The 22,947-nt window shown below is 72.1% G+C and carries 18 protein-coding genes and 2 pseudogenes; 7 read left to right on the plus strand and 13 right to left on the minus strand.

The window, feature by feature from the left end; genetic code table 11:
• Positions 1–69: 69 nt before the first annotated feature.
• From ACZ4UU_RS27185 to ACZ4UU_RS27195, 3 genes are read right to left on the minus strand one after another with little or no spacing between them, the layout of a single operon-like run.
• Entirely contained in the window at positions 70–2,439 is a 2,370-nt protein-coding gene (locus tag ACZ4UU_RS27185) for a beta-galactosidase (RefSeq protein ID WP_471905976.1), read from the minus strand.
• The gene (locus ACZ4UU_RS27190; RefSeq protein WP_471905977.1) at positions 2,436–4,202 is read right to left on the minus strand and encodes a beta-galactosidase; all 1,767 of its coding nucleotides are present in this window, start codon (positions 4,200–4,202) and stop codon (positions 2,436–2,438) included. Before ACZ4UU_RS27190 ends, ACZ4UU_RS27185 begins: the two co-directional genes overlap by 4 nt.
• Positions 4,203–4,239: 37 nt before the next feature.
• On the minus strand, positions 4,240–5,412 hold the full coding sequence (locus ACZ4UU_RS27195; protein ID WP_471905978.1) for an MFS transporter: 1,173 nt from the start codon (positions 5,410–5,412) through the stop codon (positions 4,240–4,242).
• 142 nt (positions 5,413–5,554) lie between these two features.
• Here ACZ4UU_RS27195 and ACZ4UU_RS27200 point away from each other — a divergent pair, with 142 nt between their 5' ends.
• The 3 genes from ACZ4UU_RS27200 (at position 5,555) to ACZ4UU_RS27210 (ending at position 7,777) form a co-directional block, all read left to right on the plus strand.
• Positions 5,555–6,283: a helix-turn-helix transcriptional regulator gene (locus ACZ4UU_RS27200; protein ID WP_471905979.1), complete on the plus strand. Its 729-nt coding sequence runs from the start codon at positions 5,555–5,557 to the stop codon at positions 6,281–6,283.
• Positions 6,280–7,257, plus strand: a complete 978-nt coding sequence (locus ACZ4UU_RS27205; RefSeq protein WP_471905980.1) for a pyridoxal-phosphate dependent enzyme — start codon at positions 6,280–6,282, stop codon at positions 7,255–7,257. Before ACZ4UU_RS27200 ends, ACZ4UU_RS27205 begins: the two co-directional genes overlap by 4 nt.
• 157 nt (positions 7,258–7,414) lie before the next feature.
• Entirely contained in the window at positions 7,415–7,777 is a 363-nt protein-coding gene (locus tag ACZ4UU_RS27210; RefSeq protein ID WP_217215213.1) for a cupin domain-containing protein, read from the plus strand.
• Positions 7,778–7,801: 24 nt separating this feature from the next.
• Here the strand turns inward: ACZ4UU_RS27210 and ACZ4UU_RS27215 are convergent, their stop codons facing one another.
• Positions 7,802–8,776 carry an NAD(P)-dependent alcohol dehydrogenase gene (locus ACZ4UU_RS27215; RefSeq protein WP_471905981.1) on the minus strand — a complete coding sequence of 325 codons (975 nt, stop codon included), beginning with the start codon at positions 8,774–8,776 and terminating at the stop codon, positions 7,802–7,804.
• A gap of 181 nt (positions 8,777–8,957) precedes the next feature.
• On the opposite strand from ACZ4UU_RS27215, the pseudogene ACZ4UU_RS27220 reads away from it, so the two are divergent.
• Positions 8,958–9,171 (plus strand): annotated as a pseudogene (locus ACZ4UU_RS27220) (SDR family NAD(P)-dependent oxidoreductase); the annotation flags it as partial.
• Between the two features lie 100 nt (positions 9,172–9,271).
• On the opposite strand, the gene ACZ4UU_RS27225 reads toward ACZ4UU_RS27220, so the two are convergent.
• Positions 9,272–10,636, minus strand: a complete 1,365-nt coding sequence (locus ACZ4UU_RS27225) for a vWA domain-containing protein (RefSeq protein ID WP_471905982.1) — start codon at positions 10,634–10,636, stop codon at positions 9,272–9,274.
• Entirely contained in the window at positions 10,633–11,490 is an 858-nt protein-coding gene (locus ACZ4UU_RS27230) for an AAA family ATPase (RefSeq protein WP_471905983.1), read from the minus strand. Before ACZ4UU_RS27230 ends, ACZ4UU_RS27225 begins: the two co-directional genes overlap by 4 nt.
• Positions 11,491–11,735: 245 nt before the next feature.
• On the opposite strand from ACZ4UU_RS27230, the pseudogene ACZ4UU_RS27235 reads away from it, so the two are divergent.
• Positions 11,736–11,927: pseudogene (locus tag ACZ4UU_RS27235) on the plus strand (hypothetical protein); the annotation flags it as partial.
• Positions 11,928–12,187: 260 nt separating this feature from the next.
• Here ACZ4UU_RS27235 and ACZ4UU_RS27240 read toward each other — a convergent pair.
• Entirely contained in the window at positions 12,188–13,498 is a 1,311-nt protein-coding gene (locus tag ACZ4UU_RS27240; RefSeq protein WP_471905984.1) for an FtsX-like permease family protein, read from the minus strand.
• 3 nt (positions 13,499–13,501) lie between these two features.
• A complete protein-coding gene (locus ACZ4UU_RS27245; protein ID WP_471905985.1) occupies positions 13,502–14,293 on the minus strand; it encodes an ABC transporter ATP-binding protein in 792 nt (263 codons plus the stop codon).
• Between the two features lie 82 nt (positions 14,294–14,375).
• Between ACZ4UU_RS27245 and ACZ4UU_RS27250 the strand changes: the two genes are divergently transcribed.
• Positions 14,376–14,516 (plus strand): hypothetical protein, encoded by a 141-nt coding sequence (locus ACZ4UU_RS27250; RefSeq protein ID WP_471905986.1) that lies wholly within the window; start codon positions 14,376–14,378, stop codon positions 14,514–14,516.
• A gap of 287 nt (positions 14,517–14,803) precedes the next feature.
• Positions 14,804–16,342 (plus strand): FAD-dependent oxidoreductase, encoded by a 1,539-nt coding sequence (locus tag ACZ4UU_RS27255; protein WP_471905987.1) that lies wholly within the window; start codon positions 14,804–14,806, stop codon positions 16,340–16,342.
• Between the two features lie 10 nt (positions 16,343–16,352).
• Here ACZ4UU_RS27255 and ACZ4UU_RS27260 read toward each other — a convergent pair whose 3' ends face one another.
• The 5 genes from ACZ4UU_RS27260 to ACZ4UU_RS27280 form a co-directional block, all read right to left on the minus strand.
• On the minus strand, positions 16,353–17,006 hold the full coding sequence (locus tag ACZ4UU_RS27260; RefSeq protein WP_471905988.1) for a LutC/YkgG family protein: 654 nt from the start codon (positions 17,004–17,006) through the stop codon (positions 16,353–16,355).
• Complete coding sequence (locus tag ACZ4UU_RS27265) at positions 17,003–18,481, minus strand: LutB/LldF family L-lactate oxidation iron-sulfur protein (protein WP_471905989.1); 1,479 nt, start codon at positions 18,479–18,481, stop codon at positions 17,003–17,005. Before ACZ4UU_RS27265 ends, ACZ4UU_RS27260 begins: the two co-directional genes overlap by 4 nt.
• Positions 18,478–19,233, minus strand: coding sequence for a (Fe-S)-binding protein (locus ACZ4UU_RS27270; protein ID WP_471905990.1), 756 nt, complete (start codon positions 19,231–19,233; stop codon positions 18,478–18,480). The genes ACZ4UU_RS27265 and ACZ4UU_RS27270 overlap by 4 nt, the downstream gene beginning before the upstream one ends.
• Positions 19,234–19,321: 88 nt before the next feature.
• Positions 19,322–20,785: a rhamnulokinase gene (locus tag ACZ4UU_RS27275; RefSeq protein ID WP_471905991.1), complete on the minus strand. Its 1,464-nt coding sequence runs from the start codon at positions 20,783–20,785 to the stop codon at positions 19,322–19,324.
• Entirely contained in the window at positions 20,782–22,821 is a 2,040-nt protein-coding gene (locus ACZ4UU_RS27280; RefSeq protein ID WP_471905992.1) for a bifunctional aldolase/short-chain dehydrogenase, read from the minus strand. The genes ACZ4UU_RS27275 and ACZ4UU_RS27280 overlap by 4 nt, the downstream gene beginning before the upstream one ends.
• Positions 22,822–22,947 lie beyond the last annotated feature (126 nt).

Genomic DNA, 22,947 nt, shown 5'->3' on the forward strand with positions numbered 1-22,947 from the left:
TGGTGTCCCGCCCCGGCAGAACCCCAGCATAGGCAGGGACACGGAGCGGGAACCCCCGAGACCGGCGCCTCATGCCGACCGAACCGCCCAGGCACGGCGGACGACCCACTCGGCCCGCGTCACGGCCGCCGTGCGCGCCGCCTCACCCGCCCCGTCCGGCACATGGACCCGGGCCTGCGCGTGCAGCGGCAGCACCCGCACACACAGCGCCGCTCCCGTCGGCAGCCGGCCGATGTCCCAGGCCCGCCCCGCGAAGAACTGGTCGGCGACCAGCGCGTCTCCCACGTACGCCCGCCCCACGTCCCCGGTCCAGTGCAGCCGCAGCACGGCCCCGTCGGGGAGATCGTCGGGCACGTCGACGCGGTACTCGGCGGCCACCGTGTCGAAGTACTTGTCCGCAGGCACGCTCGCCCGCCCCAGCACCCCGGTCGCGGGCTCGGGCGCCGGACCGGCGGGCCGGACGAGGGTGAGCCGCGGAGCCGCTGGACCATCGTCGGCGCCGCTCACGATCCCGTAGCGGGTGAAGATCCCGTCCGCCTCGCCGGCCACCGTCTCCCCGTTCACCAGCAACGCCCGCTCCGGCGCGGGCAGCACGGCGAACGACGACTGCCCGGCCGTGCTGTGCACCCGCATCTTCTCGCCGCCGTCGAAGACGACCCCGTCCGCGCACAGCACCAGCCGCTCGGCGCCCCAGGCCTCGCCCCGGTAGACGGTCCGAGCCGTAGCCGCGTCCAGCACCAGCAGACCGACCCGCCCGCCGTCCGCCGTCTCCACCTCGACCAGCGCGTCGGTCCCGGGCCGCAGACCGGTCAGCAGGATCCGGCCGTCGACGTCGGTGACGTCCCCGGACGGCGCGCCGACGCACCGCACCGTGCCCGCGTCCAGGGCGACTTCGGGCGCGATGCCGTCGACAGCCGCGAGCACCAGGACCGTACGGCCGTCCAGGGCGACCGTGCACACCGGCTGCGCGGTCGCCCACTCCAGCCGCACACCGGCCACGTCGAGCCGCAGAGGCCAGCAGAAGTAGGCTCCGGCGGGCACGTTCACCGGGGAGCTGGGCAAGGCCAACTCGCAGCCCTCGCCCGGGAATTCGACCGTGAAGGAGCTGTCCGGGCGGTCGGGCAGCGGCTCGTGCGGCTGGTGGTTGTTGACGAAGAGGAAGCCCGAGGCGCCGTCCGTGCGGACCGCCCACCGCAGGCTGTCCCGGTCGTTCTGGCCTTGCGGCCGCTCCTCCGGCAGTACGGACTCCATCGGCGCGATCAGATGCCCGAAGTCGGCCAGCAGCAGATGCTGGAGGCGGAGTTCGTCGTACGAGGGCCGGTACTGGCCGTACTCGCCGAGCGGGGCCTGGAAGTCGTACGTCAGGACGGGCAGGTCGTTGGGGTAGCCGGTGGCGTGGGACTCCTGGAGCGTGGACAGCTCCCCGCGCGGATTCGTACCGCCGTGGAACATGTAGTAGCCCTGCCACACCGAGCCGCAGCCGATCTTGGTGAGCCCGAGGGCGCCGATGTCGGCGGCGTCGAGGCGTGGCCGCCGGTGGTAGGCCACCGCCATGCCGCCGCCCAACTCGCAGGTGGCCCAGGGGAACCGGTCCGCGAAGGCGTCCGGGTCACCGCCGCGGACGGTGGTCGGGCGCAGGTCGGCGCCGATGCCCTCGTCGTCGCGCTGGTGGGTGAAGAAGAAGTGCTTTCGGCAGGTGTCGGGCCAGCCGCCGTCGGCCTCCGTCCAGAACGCCTCCGGGTAGCCGCCGTACAGCGGGAACAGTTCGTCGCCGGGGAGCTGGACGCCGCCCCACGCGGTCGACGTCCACAAGGGCGCGTCCAGGCCGGCCTCCTGGGCCATCTGCTTCAAGGTCAGCAGATGGCCGGGCTGGTCGTAGAGCTCGTTCTCGATCTGGATCCCGATGACCGGGCCGCCCCGGGCGCGGTCGAGGCCGCGCAGCTGCTCGGCGACGGCCGCGAACCAGCCGCGTACGGGCTCCAGATACGCGGGGTCGTCGGTACGGGGCGTGCAGTCGCGGGCCAGGAGCCAGTCGGGCAGGCCGCCGCCCCGTACCTCGGCGTGGGACCACGGCCCGATACGGGGGATGAAGTCCAGGCCGTGGAGGGCGCACAGCTCGGCGAAGCGGCGCAGGTCGCGGTCGCCGTCGAAGCGGACGCGCCCCTCGATCTCCTCGTGGTGGATCCAGATCGCGTAGGACGCGACGGCGGTCACGCCGCCCGCCTTCATCTTCAGCAGTTCCTCCGCCCACTCCGCGGCCGGGTAGCGGGAGTAGTGGAACTCGCCGGAGACCGGGAACCAGGGGCGGCCGCCGCGGGTGAGCCAGCGGCTGGTCACCTCGACGGGGTCGGGTGCGTCCGGCGCGTCGGCGAAGGGGAGGTGGCCGGTCAGCGGGGGTGCGGCGGTCGCGGGGACGCGCAGGCGGTGCGAGCGGGTCACCAGGTGTTCTCCGGTCCGAGGTCGGCGGTGTCGGTGAGGTGGGCGCGGGTGCCGGTGGTGGCGTGCAGTTCCAGCACGACGAGGTCGTTGGCGCCCGGGCGCAGGATCGGCGCGGGGACGTACAGCGTGTGCTGCGGGCCGCGGTTCCAGTAGCGGCCGAGGTGGAAGCCGTTGATCCAGGCCTGGCCCTTGGTCCAGCCGGGCAGGGCGAGGAAGGTGTCCGCCGGGGTGGCCACCTCGAAGGTGCCCTGGTGGAAGGCCGGTCCGGCGGCCGTGGTCGCCTCGGACGGCTCGAACGGCACCGCGTCCAGGGTGTCGAGGGACAGTGGGTGGCAGTCCCAGCCGTGCAGCGGGGTGCCGTCGAGGGTGACGGGGCCGAGGAGGCCCTTGGGGGCCCCGATCCGGGGACCGTAGTTGACGCCGCCCATGTTCTCGACGAGGACGTCCAGCGTGGCGCCTTCACGGGGGACGCGGACGGGCAGGGTCTCGTCGTGGCGTTCGCGCTCCAGTACGCCGACGGGGGCGCCGTCGACGAATACCTGGGCGCGGTCGCCGACACCGCCCGCGAAGTGCAGCAGACCGTCACCCGCCGCATCGACGGTCGTGCGGTACAGGACGTAACCGGCGTGCAGGTCCAGGTCGTTCATGGTCGCCGGGTCCTCGGTGCGGACCGGCTCGGCGAGGGCGGACGCGTGGGGGAGGAGCGGGGCGCGACGGTCCAGCTCGACCGTGGTGACCGGCAGTTTGGGTGCCGGCGCGGGGGCGGGCTCGTCGGGGACCGGGGCATGGCGGGCGATGACCTCGCGGAAGGCGTGGTACTTCGGGCCGGGGTCGCCGCATTCGGTGAGCGCCGCGTCGTAGTCGTACGACGTGACCGTGGGCTCGTAGGCGTGCTTGTGGTTGGCGCCGTTGGTGAAGCCGAAGTTGGTGCCGCCGTGGAACATGTAGATGTTGACGGAGGCACCGCTCGACAGCAGCCGGTCCAGGTCGGCCGCGGCGTCGGCGGCGTCCCGCACATGGTGGGGACCGCCCCAGTGGTCGAACCAGCCGATCCAGAACTCCGCGCACATCAAGGGCCCCTCGGGCTGGTGCCGGCGCAGCTCCGCCAGGTTCTGCTCGACCCGGCTGCCGAAGGTCACCGTGGCCATGACACCGGGCAGGGAACCGGCCGCCAGGTGCTCGGGGTCGGCCTGGTCGCAGGTGAAGAGCAGTTCCTCGACGCCCCGGGAGCGGAAGGCCTGTTCGAGGTGCTTGAGGTAGGCGGAGTCGTCGCCGTACGCCCCGTACTCGTTCTCCACCTGTACGGCGATCACCGGGCCGCCCGCCGCGGCCATGTGCGGCAGCAGCGGGGGCAGCAGCGCGTCGAGGTAGCGGTCGACCGCTCCGGTGAAGCGGGGGTCGCTGGTGCGCAGCCGGATCTCGTGGTCCGAGATCAGCCACGCGGGCAGACCGCCGTCGTCCCACTCGGCGCAGATGAACGGACCCGGGCGCAGCAGGACGTGCAGGCCCTCGTCGCGGGCGAGGCTCAGATAGCGGGGCAGGTCGAGGAATCCGTCGAGGACGAGCGGTCCGGCGGGGTCGGGCTGGTGCAGGTTCCACGGCACATACGTCTCCACCGTGTTGAGCCCCATCAGCCGTGCCTTGCGCAGCCGGTCCGCCCACTGGTCGGGATGGATCCGGAAGTAGTGCATCGCACCGGAGATGATCCGCAGCGGCTCGCCGTGCAGCAGGAAACCGTCGGGGGACGTCGTCAGAGCGGACATGCGGAAGATTCCCTTCGCCAGGAGGTGGACGGCGCTTTCAGCGCGTGCGGGTGCTGCGGATCAGCCAGAGCGTGGCGGCCAGGCACAGCGCCGAGATGCCGGACAGCAGAAGCGGGACCGCGCGGATCCCGGACCACTCGATGGCCTTGCCCAGTGCCGGACCGGCCACCACGCCGCCGACCATGGACGCGGCGATGACCACCGCCCCCGCTCTGCGCGCCCGAGGGGCCGCCCGGTTGAGCCAGGGCAGCCCGGTCGGGAAGATCGGGGCGATGAACAGACCGACACCGGCGTACGCGTACGGGGCGAGCGCCGGGACCGAGGCGAGCAGCAGACAGACCGTCATGCCCGCGCACGAGACCGTGATGATGGCCTGGGCGGAGAAACGCAGTGCGATCGGGGCGACCAGGAAGCGGCCGACGGTCATCATCAGCCAGTACACGGACGTCGCCGTGGCCGCGAGTCCGGCGCCGTAGCCGACGGTCTCCAGATGCGTCGGCTCCCAGCCGCCGACGCCGGCCTCGATACCGACGTGCAGCACGTACAGGGCGACGAACACGGCGAGTACGGAGCCGAGACTGCGGGCGAGGACCTGCCCGTCGTAGGACTCACCGGCCGCGTCGGCCGGCTGCGGCGCCCGGTCGCGCACGCCGCGCAGACACAGCAGCAGCGGCAGGTTGGCCAGCGCGAAACCGAGGAACACCGCGGGGTAGTGGGCGGAACCGACGACGCCGATCAGGGCCGGTCCGAGGATCGCGCCGATGCCGAAGTGGGCGTGGAGGATGTTCAGCATGGCGGTCGAGCGCTGCCCGAAACCGACGGCGAACAACTGGTTGAGGCCGTAGTCGATCCCGCCGAAGCCGAGCCCGGCCAACAGGGCCATGGCCAGCGCGGCCGGCCAGTTCGGCGCCAGCGCGAATCCGGCCGCGCCGCCCGCCATCAGCAGATACGAGGCACCGAGGATGCGCCGGTTGCCGACCCGGCCGTAGAGCCGGTCGAAGAGCAGCACCCCGGCCACCCCTCCGACGAAGTGCGCACTCAGCCCGAGCCCGGCAGCCGACGGCGACAGCCCGAACTCCTCACGGAATGCCGGAATCGCCGGCCCGTACAGGGCTTGGAGGGCACCCATCAGCACGAAGCCCCCACAGGAGGCGACCACTGCGGCGGGGCTGAAGACCCGGGGGTGCGGGGGTGCCGACGTCACGGTCATGGCTGGATGTTACCGGTAACATCACGCGCGGCGTCAAGATCCGGGTCGCACTGTTCGAGGTCCCTCAGTCGCTTTGGACTGTCAGTACAGAATTTGGACCTGTAGTCTAGGGAGGGCCCAGTCCGGAGAGCGGGAGCAGGCGATGACGTCCGAGCACACCCTGCAGGCCGAGCGGGACGCAATCGTCACCGCCCTCAGACCCGTCGTCGACGGCCTCGCGGCCACGTTCGGCCCGATGTGCGAGGTGGTCCTGCACGACTACCGTCACCCCGACCGCTCCGTGGTCGCCGTGGCCGGCTCGGTGACCGGCCGGACCGTCGGCGGGGCGATGAGTGAGATCGGTATGCGGATCGTCGCGCGCGGCGACGACGCGGGCGACGAGCTGAACTACGTCACCCGCACCCACAACGGCCGCCTGGTCAAGGCGTCCACCATGGTGCTGCGGGACTCGACGGGCACCGTGTTCGGCGCTCTGTGCGTCAACCTGGACGTCACCGCCGTGAACGACGCCCAGGCGCTGCTCGGCGCCCTCGCCGGCGTCGGCGCTCCCGGAAGCAGCGGCAGCGCCGACGTGCCGGTCACCGCCTTCGGCAACGACATCGACTCCGTCGTCGACGCCATCCTCGACGCCCACCAGCTCCGGCAGAACGGGAGTTGGGCCGGGCTCGACCGCGCACAGCGCCTGGAGCTGTTCCGCGGCCTGGACGACCGGGGCGTGTTCGCCGTGCGCCGCGCGATCGAGCAGGTCGCGGCACGGCTCGGCATCTCCCGCGCGTCCGCCTACAGCTATCTCTCCCAGGCACGCGCCGGTACCGGATCGGCGAAGGACAAGGCCGCGACCGACACGACAGCCCCTGGAGGACACGCGTGACGACCACCACCCCGCCGGTCACCCTCGACGACGTCCGCGACGCCGCCGCACGGCTCAAGGGCGTCGCCCACCGCACCCCGGTGCTGCGCTCGCGCACGCTCGACGCCCTCGTCGGCGCCGAGGTCTTCCTCAAGTGCGAGAACTTCCAGCGCGTGGGCGCCTTCAAGTTCCGCGGAGCCTACAACGCTGCCTCCCGCCTCACCCCGGAGCAGCTCGCGCGCGGTATCGCCGCCTACTCGTCCGGGAACCACGCCCAGGCCGTCGCCCTGGCCGCCCGCGAACTCGGCACCACCGCGGTGATCGTCATGCCGGAGGACGCCCCGCCGTCGAAGCGCGCCGCCACCTACGGCTACGGCGCCGAGATCGTCACCTACGACCGCTTCACCGGCGACCGTGTCGCCATCGCCGCGGCCCTCGCCGCCGAACGGGGCCTCACCGTCATCCCGCCCTACGAGCACCCGCACATCATGGCCGGACAGGGCACGGCCGCCCTCGAACTTCTGGAAGAGGTAGGGGAGTTGGGCGCGATGCTGGCGCCCGTCGGCGGTGGCGGGCTCATCGCGGGGACCTCCACGGTGGCCAAGGGGCTGCACCCGGGCATCCGGGTGATCGGCGTCGAACCGGAGGCCGGGGACGACACCAAGCGGTCCCTGGAGGCGGGTCGGCGCATCAGCATCCCGGTGCCGCACACCATCGCCGACGGCCAGGCCTTGCACACTCCCGGCGAGCTGACCTTCTCGGTCAACCGGCGGCTCGTCGACGAGATCGCACTGGTCGGCGACGACGAGATCCGGGACGCGATGCGGTTCGCCTTCGAACGCCTGAAGATCGTCGTGGAGCCGAGCGGCGCCACCCCGTTGGCCGCCCTGCTCACCGGCCGAACGGGCGCGCTGCCCCGCCGGGTCGGCGTGATCGTCTCCGGCGGCAACATCGACGCGGAGCGCTTCGCCGAGCTCTGCGGGAAGCGGGACTGAGGATCGGTTCTCGGAGCGCGTTTCCCTCGGTTGGCGGCCCCGGGTGGACGGGCGGACGATTGAGTAGTAGGAGACCGGCCACCGACGGCGGTGTCCAGGGCCGCCGGGGCGACCGGCCCCCCGGCCGTGCTGAGGTGCGGCCGGAAGGGAGCGCGTCATGTTGGAAGTGAAGACGCTCGACAAGCCGGACGAGCGGCGTGATTTCCCCCACGGCCACATGGAAGCCGTCCACATGTCGGATCTCGACTTCGCCGTGGCAACCTTCGAGCCCGGCTGGCGCTGGACTCAGGACGTGGCCCCGATCGCGGGCACGGACACCTGTCAGATGCACCACAACGGCTACGTACTCCGAGGCCGTATGCGCATCCGCATGGACGACGGTGGTGAGAGCGAGGTCGGCCCCGGCGACGTCTTCGTCGTCTCACCCGGACACGACGCCTGGGTCCTGGGCGACGAGCCGGTCGTGGTCTGTGACTTCCAGGGGCAGACGGCGAGGGAGTTCGCGAAGAAGAACGACTAGCCCGGGCCGGCCCGCGCCGGCACCTCACACCGTGACGACGACCTTCGCGCGCGCGTGCTCCACCTCCACGTACCGGATCGCCTCGGCCGCCTCGCTCAGGGGATACGTCCGCTCGACGACCGGGGTGATCTTCCCGGACTCGGCCAGCTCGCGCAGCGCCGCGAGGTTCGCCCTGCTCTGCCGGGCCGGAAGTTCGAGCAGCCGCTGGCGGGCGAAGGGCGCTGCCAGCCGCCGCCTGAAGAACAGCCCCATCGGTCCGACGACGCTGCCGCCCTCGTACACGCCGCCACCGGAGAGCACGAGCGTGCCGGTGGGTGTGAGCGCGCGCCGGAACCCTGCCAGTGAGTGGTTGCCCACGAGGTCCAGTACGACGTCGTATCGGCGGCCACCGCGGGTGAAGTCCTCCACCTTGTAGTCGATGACCTGGTCCGCGCCGAGGGAGCGGACCAGGTCCACGTTCCGCGTGCCGCACACCGCCGTCGCCTGCGCGCCGTAGACCTTGGCGAGCTGCACGGCGAACGTGCCCACCCCGCCCGAGGCGCCGTTGACCAGGACCGTCTGGCCGCTCCGCACCCGGGCCACGTCCCGCAGGCCGATCAGTGCGGTGTTCCCCGCGAGGGGTATCGCGGCAGCCTGCTCGAAGGTCAGGTTGGCCGGCTTCGGGCCCACCATGCCGTCCTTGGCGCACACGTACTCCGCGAACGCGCCGTCGGCCTCGCCGTACACCTCGTCACCGGGCCCGATCCCCGTGACCCCGGCCCCCACCGCCTCCACCACCCCCGCGAAGTCCCGGCCCCGCACGGGCGCCTTGGGCCTGCGGAACCCCATCATGGTGCGCCCGATCACCGGGTCGCCGTGCATGAGGTGCCAGTCGTACGCGTTGACCGAGGCCGCGCGCACCCGCACCAGCACCTCGTCGGCCGCCGGCACCGGCCGGTCGATGTCCCTGAACTCCAGGACGTCCGCCGAGCCGTACCGATTCTGCATCACTGCCTTCATGGGATCCCCCTCCGCTCCCGCCGAGCGTAGGAAACCCACGTCCTGCCGACCATCGGGGACGAACCCTGATTTTCGCCGGGGTCCGGCCCTCCCCTCACCCTGAGGAGACCGATCGGTTCACCCCTCCGGTCGCGGGAAACCGATCAGTTTCCCGCGTGTCGGGCTGTGAGGGAGATCTGCCGTGAACGCCATCGAAGGTTCCGTCGCCCTGGTCACCGGCGGCAGCCGCGGCATCGGTCGCGCCCTGGTCGCCGCCCTGTACGAGGGGGGTGCGAAGAAGGTGTCCGCCGCCGCCCGCGACCCGCGCACCGTCACACACCCCGACGCCGTGCCGCTCGCCCTGGAGGTGACCGACCCCGCGTCCGTCCGCGGCGGCCGCCGAGCGTGCCCAGGACGCCGACGACCCCTCACGGCAGGTCAAGGCGGGGCTGGCGGCGGACCCGGCCGGCCTCTACCCGCAGGTCTCCGCCGCCTGACCACCTCGACGGCACACCGTCACACCGGCAACAGCCGCGCCACCAACGCACTGAGCTGCCGGGCCGTGCGGCACTCGTGCATCTCGACCAGCTCGGCGTAGTCGGGTGCGGCGGAGTCGCCCGTGCCCCAGCGCGAGCACTGCTCGGGGTTCAACCAGTAGACACGGCGGGCCCGTTCGGCGATCTGCCGCACGGCCGGCAGGTTCGGGTCGCTCATGTTGGTACGGGCGTCGCCGAGGACGAACACGGTCGTGCGCGGTCCGACGGCGTCGCCGTAGCGCTCGGCGAACTCGCCCAGTGCCATGCCGTAGTCGCTGCTGCCGTGATAGCCCGTGAGCGTGGCCTCCGCATCGATACGGGCGCCGAGCCCCTCCGGGTCGGCCGCGCCGTGTTCGAGCAGCTGGGTCACCTCGTCGATCCGGTTGACGAACGCGAACACCCGCACCTTGCTGAACTGGTCGTGCAGCGCCTGCACCAGCAACATCGTGAAGTCCGAGAACCCGGACACCGAGCCCGACACATCGCACAGCAACACCAGTTCGGGACGGACCGGACGACGGCGGCGCAGCACCGGCTTCATCGGCACCCCGCCCGTCGACAGCGACCCGCGCAGGGTCCGCCGTAGATCGATCGAGCCCCGGGAGGCACGGCGGCGACGGGCCGCGAGACGGGTCGCCAGCTTGCGGGCCAGCGGCGCCACGGTCCTGCGCAGCTCGGCCAGTTGAGCCTTCCCGGCGAACAGGAACTCCAGCCGGTCGGCGGTCGGCGCCACCGCCCGCCGGGCGATCTCGTCCCGGCCCCGCCGCTCGGCCACCCGACGCCGTGCCTCCGCCGCCACCAGCGTCCGGAACGTGTCGATACGCCGGCGGATCTCGTCCTCCAGCAGCCGGTCGGTGAACCCGGAACTGCCGCCCTGCCCACGGATGTTGTCGCGGACGCGGGCGAACAGGGTCTGCGGACGCAGCCGTTCGAGCGTCTGGTACGACGACCAGCCGTCCGACTCCGGCGAGGAGCCGTATCCCCCGAAACCGTCGACCGCCTCGACCGCCAGCCGCGCCATCGTCGCCCGGTCGTCGGCGCTCAGGGCGTCCGCCAGCCGGTCGCGGAGATCCTCCCGGCCGGCGCTCCCCCGCTCCGGACCGCCGACCCCGCGCGGAAAGTACAGGTCGAAGACCGGGTCGTACACCGGCCGTTGACCGGGGCCGTGCAACAGGGTCGCCGCCAGCCCTTCGCGCAGCAGCTCCCGGTCCGCGAGGCCGAGCGCCTCGACCGCCCGCGCCGCGTCCACCGTCTCGCCGGTACCGATCCGGACGCCGTGCGCGCGCAGGGCCGCGACGAACGACGTCAGCCGCTCGGCGACCCCCGCCTCCGCGGGCGTGGTCACAGGGCGTCCAGGTCGAGCTTGGCGGAAGCCTTGAGGACGTCGTCCTGGTGCTTGAGGAGGACGCCGAGCGTGTCCCGGACGACGGTCTCGTCCAGGGTGTCGGCGCCGAGCGCGAGCAGGGTGCGTGCCCAGTCGATGGTCTCGGCGACCGAGGGCACCTTGCGCAGGTCCATCGCCCGCAGCGCGCCCACGACCCGGACGACCGAGCGGGCCAGCGCCTCGTCGAGGCCCGGCACCTTCAGCCGTACTATCCGCCGCTCCAACTCCTCGTCCGGGAAGCCGATGTGCAGGAACAGACAGCGGCGGCGCAGCGCCTCGGACAGCTCCCGGCTCGCGTTGGAGGTGAGGACGACGAACGGGCGGCGCGTCGCGCTGATCGTGCCCAGCTCCGGCACGGTGACCTGGAAGTCGCTGAGCACCTCCAGGAGCAGGCCCTCCACCTCGACGTCCGCCTTGTCGGTCTCGTCGATCAGCAGCACCTTGGGGTCGTCGCCCCGGATGGCCGTCAGCAGTGGCCGCGTGAGCAGGAACTCCTCGCTGAAGATGTCCGTGCGCGTCTCGTCCCACGTCTCGTCGCGGCCCGCGCTGATCCGCAGCAGCTGCTTGGCGTGGTTCCACTCGTACAGCGCCCGGGACTCGTCGACTCCCTCGTAGCACTGCAGCCGTACCAGCTGTGCTTCCGCCACCTGGGCCACGGCCTTCGCGAGCTCCGTCTTGCCGACCCCGGCCGGGCCCTCCACCAGGAGCGGCTTGCCGAGGCGGTCCGCGAGGAAGACGGTCGTGGCGACGGCGGGCGAGGCGAGATAGCCGGTCTCGGCCAGACGTGCGGAGACGTCGTCGACGGAAGTGAACAACGGGGCCTCCAGCTCGGCGGCTACGGTCGGGCGCTCAGGACGCGTGCATGTCTAAGCGCTTGTTCACCGATGATGTCACGGAGGTTCCGTGGACCGGAAGGTGGTAGACCGATCGGTTTCCCCGCGGTCGCGGCGCGGGGAGCCTCGCGGGTACGGCCACCACAGGCAAGGCGTCCACCAGGGACCGGCTCCTCGACGCGGCCGGCGAGCTCTTCTACCGCGAGGGCGTCTGCGTCGGCGTCGAGGCGTTGTGCCGGACGGCCGGGGTCTCGAAGCGGGCCATGCACCAGCTCTTCGCGAGCAAGCGCGAGCAAGGACGAGGTCCTCGCGGCGAGCCTGGAGCGACGGCTGCCGGTCTACGAGGCCCGGACGGCGTCCGCAGCGCAGGGCGCCGGCACACCCCGCGAGCCGATCCTGCGCGTCTTCGAACGGCTTGAGCAGGCGTCCATCGAGCCCGCCTACCGGGGCTGCCCGTATCTCGCCGCGCTGGTCGAGCTGAAGGATCCGGACCACCCGGCGAGCGTGGTCGCCCGTATCGAGACCTTGGAGGGGCCGGCCACGGTGACGGTGACCGGGTTGTCGGATGTGGCAGGCGTGAAGTAGGGGTGGGGCCGTGGCGGAGGCCGTCGCTTGCCGCCGTCGCAACGACGGCGGGGAGCGGCCGCCGCAGCAACCGCCCCCGCCGTACCGGTCGTTCTCAGCTCGCCACCGCGACCGCCCCCACCGCCGGCGTCCGCAGCATCCGCCGTGCCGTGGCCAGGCTCGTCCCCAGCGTCACCGTCGCCGCCACCGCGATCACCGCGACCCCGATGCCGTAGACCTCGCCCGGGAGCACTCCGTCGGTGCGGACCGTCGTGAACGGGACGATGCCGGCCAGTGCGGCCGCCATGCCGAAGAGGACTCCGGTGACCGTCAGGACCAGTGTCTCGGTGCCCACCGTCCCGAGCACCTGACCGGGGGTCGCGCCCGCCAGGCGCTGTTGCCCGAACTCCCGCGCCCGGTAACTGGTCGCCGCGTACAGCGAGTTGATCAGCATCACGCAGACGAAGACCACGATGATGCCGACGACCGTGAAGTTGAGCGTCTCCAGGTTCCTGGCGTCGACCGACTTCTTCAGGCCCGAGGCGGCCACGGCGTCGCTCTCCACCGCCTGCATGGTGAGCGTGGCCGTGGCGACCGCCGTGAACAGGATCAGCGACATCAGGATCCCGGCCAGATGACCGGCCCGCTCGCGCAGGTTCCGCACCGCCAGCCAGCCGCTCGCGCCGTGCAGCGGCAGCCGGTCCAGCACGGCCTCCAGCAGGCGCGGTGCCATCAGCGCGCAGCCCACCGACAGCAGGATCGCACCGTAGGCGGGCGGTGCCATCAGGGCCGCGTCCGTCGCCGAGAACACGAAGGTGGAGGAGGCCGACGCGGCCCCGGCGAGCAGCGCGGCGTACGCGAGGAGCTTCCGGACCCCGCCCCGACGTTCCTGCCCGCGCGTCGCGCGCCGTACGGCGAGGAACGCGGCGCCGGCCGACGCGAGCAGCGTGATGTCGATGCCCGTCGCGAGCGCGATCGGGCCGAAGGAGAAATCGACGGACTCGGCGACCTGGCCGCTGTCCTGGAACACCTCCAGCAGGGCCCGGCCGCCCAGCAGCGCCGGGCCGATCGCCAGCGCAGCGCCCACCAGGGCCACGACCACCGCCTCGCCGACCACCATCCGCCTGAGCTGCGCGGGAGTCGCTCCCGAGCGGCGCAGCAGCTCCAACTCGGCGGCGCGCTGCCGGACGTTGACCGTCAGGGCGGAGGCGACGGCGAAGAAGACCAGCAGGGTGCCGTAGCCGCCGACGACGCCCGCCGCGGTGGTCAGGGTCTGCGCGCTGGTCGGGTCCACGCCGTCCTGTGCCGCCGTGTCGTGCATCGAGTTGAACGTCATGATGATCACCGCGCCCAGGAACGCGGACAGCAGCGTCGCGAGGAACCGCCCGGGACGGTGCCGGATCGACCGCATGGCCAGCAGGAACATCGCTCACACCCCCGTCGTGGCGTTGTCGCCCAGGTGCGCGAGGCGTTCGGCCACCGCGTCCGCCGTCGGCGCGTCCATCCGGCCCGCCAGCCTGCCGTCCGCCAGGAACAGCACCGAGTCCGCGTAGGAGGCGGCGACGGGGTCGTGGGTCACCATCACCACGGTCCGGCCGTGCACCCGCACCGCTCGCTGGAGCAACAGCAACACCTCACGCGCGCTACGGGTGTCCAGGGCGCCCGTCGGCTCGTCCGCGAAGATCACCCGGGGCTCCGTCACCAGCGCGCGGGCGATGGCCACGCGCTGCCGCTGCCCGCCGGACAACTGGCCGGGGCGGTGCCCGAGCCGGTCGCCGAGGCCGACCGAGGCCAGCACCTCCCGGGCACGCCCGCGGTCGACACGCTGCCCGGCGAGCTTGAGCGGCAGCACCGTGTTCTGTGCGACGGTGAGCGTCTCCAGCAGGTTGTACTGCTGGAACACGAACCCGATCCGACCGCGCCGGAACCTCGTCAACTCGGCCTCACCACCCCCGGTCAGCTCGGTGCCGTCCACGCACACGATGCCGCTGTCCGGCCGGTCCAGACCGGCCGCGCAGTGCAACAGCGTGGTCTTGCCGGAACCCGAAGGCCCCATCACCGCGGTGAACGTGCCCCGCCCCAGCCCGAGGGTGACCCCGTCCAGAGCGGTCACGGCACTGTCCCGCGCCCCGTAGGTCTTGCTGACCTTGACCAGCCGGAGCGCCTCGGCTGCCGGTCCCTTGTCGTGCGTCCGTCGCGAGCCCGCGCGCCACATCGTCATCACTCCCCGTCCGGCACTCCCTGTGCCCTGCCGAAGAAGCTACGGAGCGGACGACTCGACCACATGGGGCGCAGGACCCGTAATGCCAGGTGTACTTGACGACACCCCCGGCCCCGGCGCGCACGGCTTCGGCTGGCGCACGGCGTCCTCGGGGCGCGGTCGCCGCCAGTCGGCGTACCGGATCCTGGTCGCGACCGCACCACCCGCCACCACTGGACGGTGACGGTCTGGGACGAGACCGGCCTGCTCGGCACCGACGGCACGGCAGGCTGGGACGGCGCCCGCTGGATCACCATGGCGGGCAAGCGGCCCCACACCCGGCGCCCCACTGCTGCGGACGCCCGCACCGGGCCGTGGTCCCCGCGAACAGTACGGCGACCCTGCGCATCCCCACGGCCGACCCGGACACGGTGCGTGAGAGCCGGACACCCCGCCGCCACCAGGTGACCTGCGCTCTGGGCTGACCTGCGGTCCTCGTGTGACGGAGCCGGTCCGGGGAACTCGGCCGCCATGGACGAGCCGACCCGCACCCACCCGTCGTACTGGATCGAGACGGCACCGCCCGGCGACCTCGCACCTCCGCCGCCCGGCGACCTCACGGTCGACGTCGCCGTCGTGGGTGCGGGCATCGCCGGGATCGCCACCGCCTGGGAACTGGCCCGCCGGGGGCACGGCGTCGCCCTGCTGGAGGCGGACCGGGTCGCCACCGGCGTCACCGGGCACACCACCGCGAAGCTCACCGCCCAGCACACCCTGATCTACGACCGTCTCCGACGCACCCGCGGCAAGGACGGCGCCCACCTGTACGCGACCTCCCAGACGGACGCGATCCGGCACGCCGCCGAGGTCGTGGACGAGCTCGGCATCGACTGCGACTGGGAGGAGGCGTCGGCCTACACCTACGCCGAGGACGGCGACCGTACCGACGAACTGAGGGCGGAGGCCGACGCGGCCCGGGAGGCGGGCCTGGCCGCCGAGTACGTCACCGACACGGACCTGCCGTATCCGGTGGCGGGCGCGGTGCGCGTCGCGGGGCAGGCGCAGTTCCACCCCCGCAAGTACCTGCTGGCGCTGGTCGCCGATCTGAAACGCCTGGGCGGTCAGGTGTACGAGCACACACGCGTGGTCGGTCTGTCCGAGGGCGAACCCTGTGTGCTGACGACCGAGGACGGGGTGAAGGTCCGGGCCGAGACCGTCGTGGTCGCCACCCACTACCCGATCTTCGACCGCGCGCTGCTGTTCACACGCCTGTCGCCCCGGCGGGAACTGGTGGTCGCCGCTCCCATCGACGCGGCCGCCGCACCGGACGGCATGTACATCACCCCCGAGCAGAACACCCGCTCGGTGCGCACGGCGCCCTACGCGGACGGCAAACGGTTGCTCATCGTCACCGGCGAGCACTTCACCCCGGGCACCGGCGGCGATGTCGAGGCACGCTTCAAGGACCTGTCCGACTGGGCGACGGACCGCTTCGGCGAGCTCGCCTTCACCCACCGCTGGGCCACCCAGGACAACGACTCCACCGACTCCGTACCGCTCGTCGGCCCCCTGCACCCCGCGAGCCGGTACTGCCACGTGGCCACCGGCTTCGGCGGCTGGGGACTCAGCAGCGGCATCATGGCGGGCCGGCTGCTCTGCGATCTGGTCACCGGCCGGGAGAACCCGTGGAGCGAGCTGTACGACCCGCGCCGGGTGATGTCCGTCGTCCGCGAGGGCAAGGACTTCGTCAAGCACCAGGCCGACGTGGCACGCCACTTCGTAGGCGACCGGCTCCAGCACCTGCCGGGCCCCTCGGCCGGCTCGGTGGACGACATCGCCCGCGGCGACGGCGCCATCGTCCACGTGGCGGGCAAACGCTGCGCCGTCCACCGTGACGAGGACGGCGCCGTGCACGCCGTCTCCGCGAAGTGCACCCACCTGGGCTGCCTGGTCGCCTTCAACCGCGCCGAGCGGGCCTGGGAATGCCCGTGCCACGGCTCCCGCTTCGACCCCGACGGCCGGATCGTCCAGGGCCCCGCCGTACGGCCGTTGGAGCGGCGCGACATCTGAGCCGGCGCGCTCAGCCGCCGACGAGGACCACCTCCAGCGTGCGCGGGCCGTGTACCCCCTCGACCCGGTCCAGCTCGATGTCGCTGGTCGCCGACGGGCCGGAGATCCAGGTCAACGGGCGGGTGGGATCCAGGCGTTCGAGGGCCTGGGGGACGGACGACACGACCTGCTCGGGGACCCGTACGACACAGATGTGGTGGTCGGGGACGAGCGTGATGCGGCGGCGGCCCTGGTCGGGGGAGCCGTCGAGGACGATGGTGCCGGTCTCGGCGATGGCCACCGCACACGCCGTGACCACGCTGTCGACCCGGTCCAGCTCCTCCGGGGTGCTCTGCGCCCGATCCGCGATCCGCTCGGCGTCGGTCGCCGCGAGCCACTCGGACTCCAGCCCCGGCGGCACCAGCACCGTCTTCGCCCCCCGCGCCGCCAGCATCCCGGCGATCGTGGCCGCGAGATCGGCGGGAGTACAGCGGTGCACGATCGCCCGGTAGTCCGCCAGGTTCTCGGCCAGCAACTCGACCGTCTCCGCAAGGCTCCGAGACCCGTGCTCACGCAGATACTCCCGCGGCACCGCCCGCTCGTACGCCGTCGCGTCGCGTTCCCTGTCCGGAACATCGGCCAGCGCCCGCCGCACCCGCCCCAGGATCCTTTCCCTGCTGCTCACTTGGCACCGCCCTTTCCGCCCTGCGTCCGCTGCCACCAGTCCCGGAACGGCTCCGCCGGCACCGCCGGCAGGTCCCGCGTCCCACTCCACGCCTTGCCGGGGCCGGGCAGCGTCCGCGGATGCAGACGGCGGGTGCGCGAGGCGAGCCGCTGCCCGGTCCGCAGGGCCCCCGGGTGGCTGAACGCCCAGCGTGCCGCCCGCATCGCGGCCCGCTCGGCGGCATGCCCCTTCGCGGGCTTCAGCACCACCTTGTTGCCGTTCGCGGTCACCTGGCCGCCCTCGACGACCCGCTCCCGCAGATGCACCAGCACCTCGGGGATGTCGATGGCGACCGGGCACACCTCGTAGCAGGCGCCGCACAGCGACGACGCGTACGGCAGCGAGGCGTCGATCTCGCTTGTCACGCCCCGGAGCTGAGGGCTGAGGATGGCGCCGATCGGGCCCGGGTAGACCGAGCCGTAGGCGTGCCCGCCGGCCCGCTCGTACACCGGGCAGACGTTGAGGCAGGCCGAGCAGCGGATGCAGCGCAGGGCCTGGCGGCCGACCTCGTCGGCGAGGGTGTCGGTGCGGCCGTTGTCGAGCAGGACCAGGTGGAAGTTCTGCGGACCGTCCTCGTCCGTGGTGCCGGTCCAGGTCGAGGTGTACGGGTTCATGCGCTCGGCGGTGGAGGAGCGGGGGAGGGTCTGGAGGAAGACCTCCAGGTCCTGCCAGGTCGGCACGATCTTCTCGATGCCGACGACGGAGATCAGCGTCTCGGGCAGGGTCAGACACATCCGCCCGTTGCCCTCGGACTCGACGACGACCAGCGTGCCGGACTCGGCGACCATGAAGTTGGCGCCGGAGATGCCGACCTTGGCCCGCAGGAACTTCTCGCGCAGGTGCAGCCGAGCCGCCTCCGCCAGTTCGGCGGGCGTGTCGGTGAGCCCATCGGGAGCCGGGCGACCCCACTCGCTCATCTCACGCTCGAAGATGTCCCGGATCTCGCCCCGGTTGCGGTGGATCGCCGGGACGAGGATGTGCGACGGCCGGTCCTTGCCCAACTGCACGATCAGCTCGGCGAGATCGGTCTCGTAGGCGCGGATGCCCTCCGCCTCCAGGGCCTCGTTGAGCCCGATCTCCTGGGTGGCCATCGACTTGACCTTGACGACCTCGGACTCGCCGGTCATCTTGACGAGGTGGGCCACGATCTCGTTCGCCTCGTCGGCGTCAGCGGCCCAGTGGACCGTGCCGCCCGCCGCCGTGACCGACTCCTCCAACTGGACGAGATACCGGTCGAGATGACGCAGCGTATGGTCCTTGATCCGCTTCCCGGCCTCCCGCAGCTGAGCCCAGTCGGACACCTCCGCGACCGCCTTGGCCCGCTTGCCGCGGATCGTGTGCGTGGCGTGCCGCAGATTGCCGCGCAGGGTCGTGTCGTGCACGGCCTCGTGCGCGGCCTTCGGAAACGCCGGCATCCCGAGATACGTCCCACTCATGCCGTCGGCTCCTCCTCCGTGCTCGCCAGGATCTCCGCGATGTGCACCGGGCGCATGCCCGTGCGCAGCCGTGCCATGGTCCCGCCGATGTGCATCAGACAGGAGTTGTCCGCCGCGCACAGCACGTCGGCGCCCGTCGACTCGGCGTTGCGCACCTTGTCCGCACCCATCGCCGCCGAGACATCGGAGTTCTTCAGGGCGAAGGTGCCGCCGAACCCGCAGCACTCGTCCGCCCCCGGCAGCTCCGCCAACTCCAGTCCCTTGACGGCCTGGAGGAGCCGCCGGGGCCGGTCGGCGAGGCCCAGCCCGCGCAGACCGTGACAGGTCGGGTGGTACGTCACCCTGTGCGGGTAGTAGGCGCCCACGTCCGTCACCCCCAGCACGTCCACCAGGAACTCCGTCAGTTCGTACGTCTTCGGCACCACCGGTGCCAGGGTCGCGGCAAGGGAGTCCCCGCGCCCCTCGGCGCGGGCCCGCTCACCTATCCTGGGGTAGAGCTCGCGCACCATCGCGCCGCACGAGCCGGACGGGGTGACGATCGCCTCGTACTCCCCGAAGACATCGGAGAAATGCCGGGCGAGCGGCTCGGCCTCATGGCGGTAGCCGGTGTTGTAGTGGGCCTGGCCGCAGCAGGTCTGGGCCATCGGGAAGTCGACGTCGACGCCCAGCCTGGTCAGCAGTTTCACCACGGCGCGCCCGGTGTCCGGATAGAGCGTGTCGTTGACACAGGTCAGGAACAGGGCGACACGCATCGCGGCTCCTTGTGATCGATCATCGGATGAGTGCAGGGTAATGCGGGCACGCGGCCCGGGGGAGACCCCGCTCACCGTGGGGTGAGATTCACCCTCGGGTGAGCCGGGCCTCCGCCTCGCTCCAGCGCGCCGCGTCCCCCCGCGGCTCGTACCGGGTCAGCGGCTGCGTACGGGTGAGCAGGCGCCGCCCGTCGGCGAGGTCGCCGACCAGCCCGTGGGTGCGCGCCTGGACCAGGACGTTCCCCAGCGCTGCGGCCTCCGTCGGGCCCGCCACCACCGGCAGCCCGCACGCGTCGGCGGTCAGCTGGCACAGCAGGGCGTTGCGGGTGCCGCCCCCGACGACATGCACGACGTCGACCGGATGGTCGGCCAGCCGCTGAGCGTCGGCGATCGCCCTGCGGTGGGCGAGGGCGAGCGAGTCGAGGATGCAGCGCGTGATCTCGGCGGGCGAGGCGGGCACCGGCTGCCCCGAGACACGGCACGCCTCGGCGATCCGCTCCGGCATCCGCCCCGGCGCCAGGAACGCCGCGTCCCCCGCGTCCACGACCGACCGCAGCGCCGGCACCTTGGAGGCGTCCAGCAGCAGCCCGCCCAGTTCGGGCTCGCCCCACGCGCGCACGCACTCCTGGAGCAGCCACAGCCCCATGATGTTCCGCAGATACCGGACCGTGCCGTCCAGCCCCAGCTCATTGGTGAAGTTGGCGGCCCGGCTCTCCTCGCTCAGCACGGGGGCGTTCAGCTCAAGGCCCGCCAGCGACCAGGTGCCGGTGCAGATGTACGCGAACCGCTCGCCCTCCGCCGGGACGGCGGCCACCGCCGACGCGGTGTCGTGCGACCCGACCGCCGTCACCGGCACCGGCCCGCTCAGCCCGGTCTCCTCCAGCACCTCACCGCGCAGCACCCCCGCGAAGTCGCCGGGCTGCCGCAGCGGCGCGAACAGGTCCAGATCGACACCCAGCCGCGAGGCGACCTCGTACGACCAGTCCCGCGTCCGCGGATCGATCAGCTGGGTGGTGGAGGCGTTGGTGAGCTCGGTGCCCTGCTCGCCGGTGAGCCAGTACGTCAGCAGGTCCGGTACGAGCAACACCCGCTTGGCATGAGCCAGTTGAGCGGAGCCTCGGGCGGCCGTCAGCTGGTACAGGGTGTTGAACGGGGCGTACTGCAAACCGGTCGCGGCGTACAGCTCCGCCGCCGGGACGCTCGCCCACACCTTCTCCGCGACCCCCTCCGTGCGGGAGTCGCGGTAGTGCACGGGGTTGCCGAGGAGGGCCCCGTCGGTGTCCAGCAGTCCGTAGTCCACGGCCCAGCTGTCGATGCCGACGGAGTCGAGTCGTCCACCGCAGTGGGCGCCGGCCGCCCGCAGCCCGTCCAGCACCCCCGCGTACAGCCCGAGCACGTCCCAGCGCAGCCCTTCCGGTACGCGCACCGGCCGGTTCGGGAAGCGGTGGGCCTCGCTCAGCTCCAGCGAGTCCGGGCCGACGCGGCCGACCATGACGCGCCCGCTGGAGGCGCCCAGGTCGACCGCGGCGTACGACTTCACGCTCGTGCTCATCGCAGGAAGGCGGCCGCGACGCCGGCGTCGACCGGGATGTGCAGCCCGGTGGTGTGCGTCAGGTCCCCGCCGGTCAGGGCGAACACGGCGTTCGCGACATGGTCCGGGAGCACCTCGCGCTTGAGAATGGTGCGCTGGGCGTAGAACTCACCCAGCTTCTCCTCCTCGACCCCGTACACGGCGGCCCGCTTGGCTCCCCAGCCGCCGGCGAAGATGCCCGACCCGCGCACGACACCGTCGGGGTTGATCCCGTTGACCCGGATGCCGTGCTCACCCAGCTCGGCGGCCAGCAGCCGCACCTGGTGAGCCTGGTCGGCCTTGGTGGCGGAGTAGGCGATGTTGTTGGGACCGGCGAAGACGGCGTTCTTGGAGGCGATGTAGACGATGTCGCCGCCCAGCTCCTGGGCGATCATCACACGCGCCGCTTCCCTCGACACGAGGAACGAACCGCGCGCCATGATGTCGTGCTGCAGGTCCCAGTCCTTGGCCGAGGTCTCCAGCAGCGGCTTGGAGATGGAGATGCCGGCGTTGTTGACGACCAGGTCCACACCGCCGAAGGCGAGCACGGCCGCCTTGAAGGCGTCCGCGATCTGCTCCTCGGACGTGACGTCCACTGCCACCGCGACGGCCTTGTCCGGTCCGCCCAGCTCCTCGGCGACGGCCTGGGCGTTGTCGGCGTTGAGATCGGCGACGACCACACACGCACCTTCGGCGACGAGCCGCTGTGCGATGGCCTTCCCGATCCCGCTGCCGGCCCCGGTCACCAGCGCGACCCGCGTCGCGAGCGGCTTGGGCCTCGGCATCCGCTGAAGCTTGGCCTCCTCCAGCGCCCAGTACTCGATCCGGAACTTCTCGGACTCCTCGATGGGCGCGTAGGTGGAGACGGCCTCGGCCCCGCGCATCACATTGATGGCGTTGACATAGAACTCACCCGCGACCCGCGCGGTCTGCTTGTCCTTGCCGAAGCTGAACATGCCGACGCCCGGAACCAGCACGATCGCCGGGTCGGCGCCCCGCATGGCGGGGGAGTCGGGCAGGGCGTGCCGCTGGTAGTAGGCGGCGTACTCCTCGCGGTACTCGGCGTGCAGTTCCTTGAGCCGGGCGATCACCTCGTCGAGCGGAGCGGTCGGCGGCAGGTCGAGGACGAGCGGCCGCACCTTGGTCCGCAGGAAGTGGTCCGGGCACGAGGTTCCCAGGGCCGCGAGCCGCGGGTGCTCGGCGCTCGCGAGGAAGTCGAGGACGACGTCGGAGTCGGTGAAGTGACCGACCTGCGGGCGGTCCTGGGAGGCGATGGCGCGGACGACCGGCGCCAGCGCCGCGGCCCGCTCCCGCCGCTCGACGGCGCCGAGCGCCGCGTACCCCTCGATCACCGGCCCGAAGGGCTCCGGCTTGCCGCGCTCGGCGAGAAACGCCTCGGCGGTGCGGATGATGTGCAGCGAGTTGCGCTCGCACTCCTCGGAGGTGTCACCCCAGGCGGTGATCCCGTGGCCCCCGAGAATGCACCCGACGGCCTGCGGATTGGCGGCCTTCACAGCGGCGATGTCCAGCCCGAGCTGGAACCCCGGCCGCCGCCACGGCACCCACACCACGCTGTCCCCGAAGCACTCGGCGGTCAGCTTCTCCCCGTCGGCGGCACAGGCGAGCGCGATCCCGGAATCGGGATGCAGATGATCGACATGCGCCGCCTCGACCAGCCCGTGCATCGCGGTGTCGATGGACGGAGCGGCCCCGCCCTTGCCATGCAGGCAGTAGTCGAAGGCGGCGACCATCTCGTCCTCACGCTCGACGCCCGGGTAGACATCGACCAGTGCCCGCATCCGGTCCAGCCGCAGCACCGCCAGCCCCGCCTCGGTGAGCGTCCCGAGGTCACCACCGGACCCCTTGACCCACATCAGCTCGACGTCACCCCCGGTGACGGGGTCGGTGTCGGTGCCCTTGGCGGACGCGTTGCCGCCGGCGTAGTTGGTGTTACGGGGATCGGAGCCGAGCCGATGGGAACGGGCGAGGAGGGCGGCGGCTTCGGGATGGGTTGCCATGAACTTCAATCCTTCTTGAGGAGGGGGAGTGTTCCTACCTGGGGGCGCGGGGCTGTATCGATATGCGGCTCCGCCGCGTGGGCGCGACCAGCCACATACGGCCCGCAGCCCGCGTACGACAGATCA

The sequence above is a fragment of the Streptomyces sp. NPDC028907 genome, assembly GCF_055564995.1.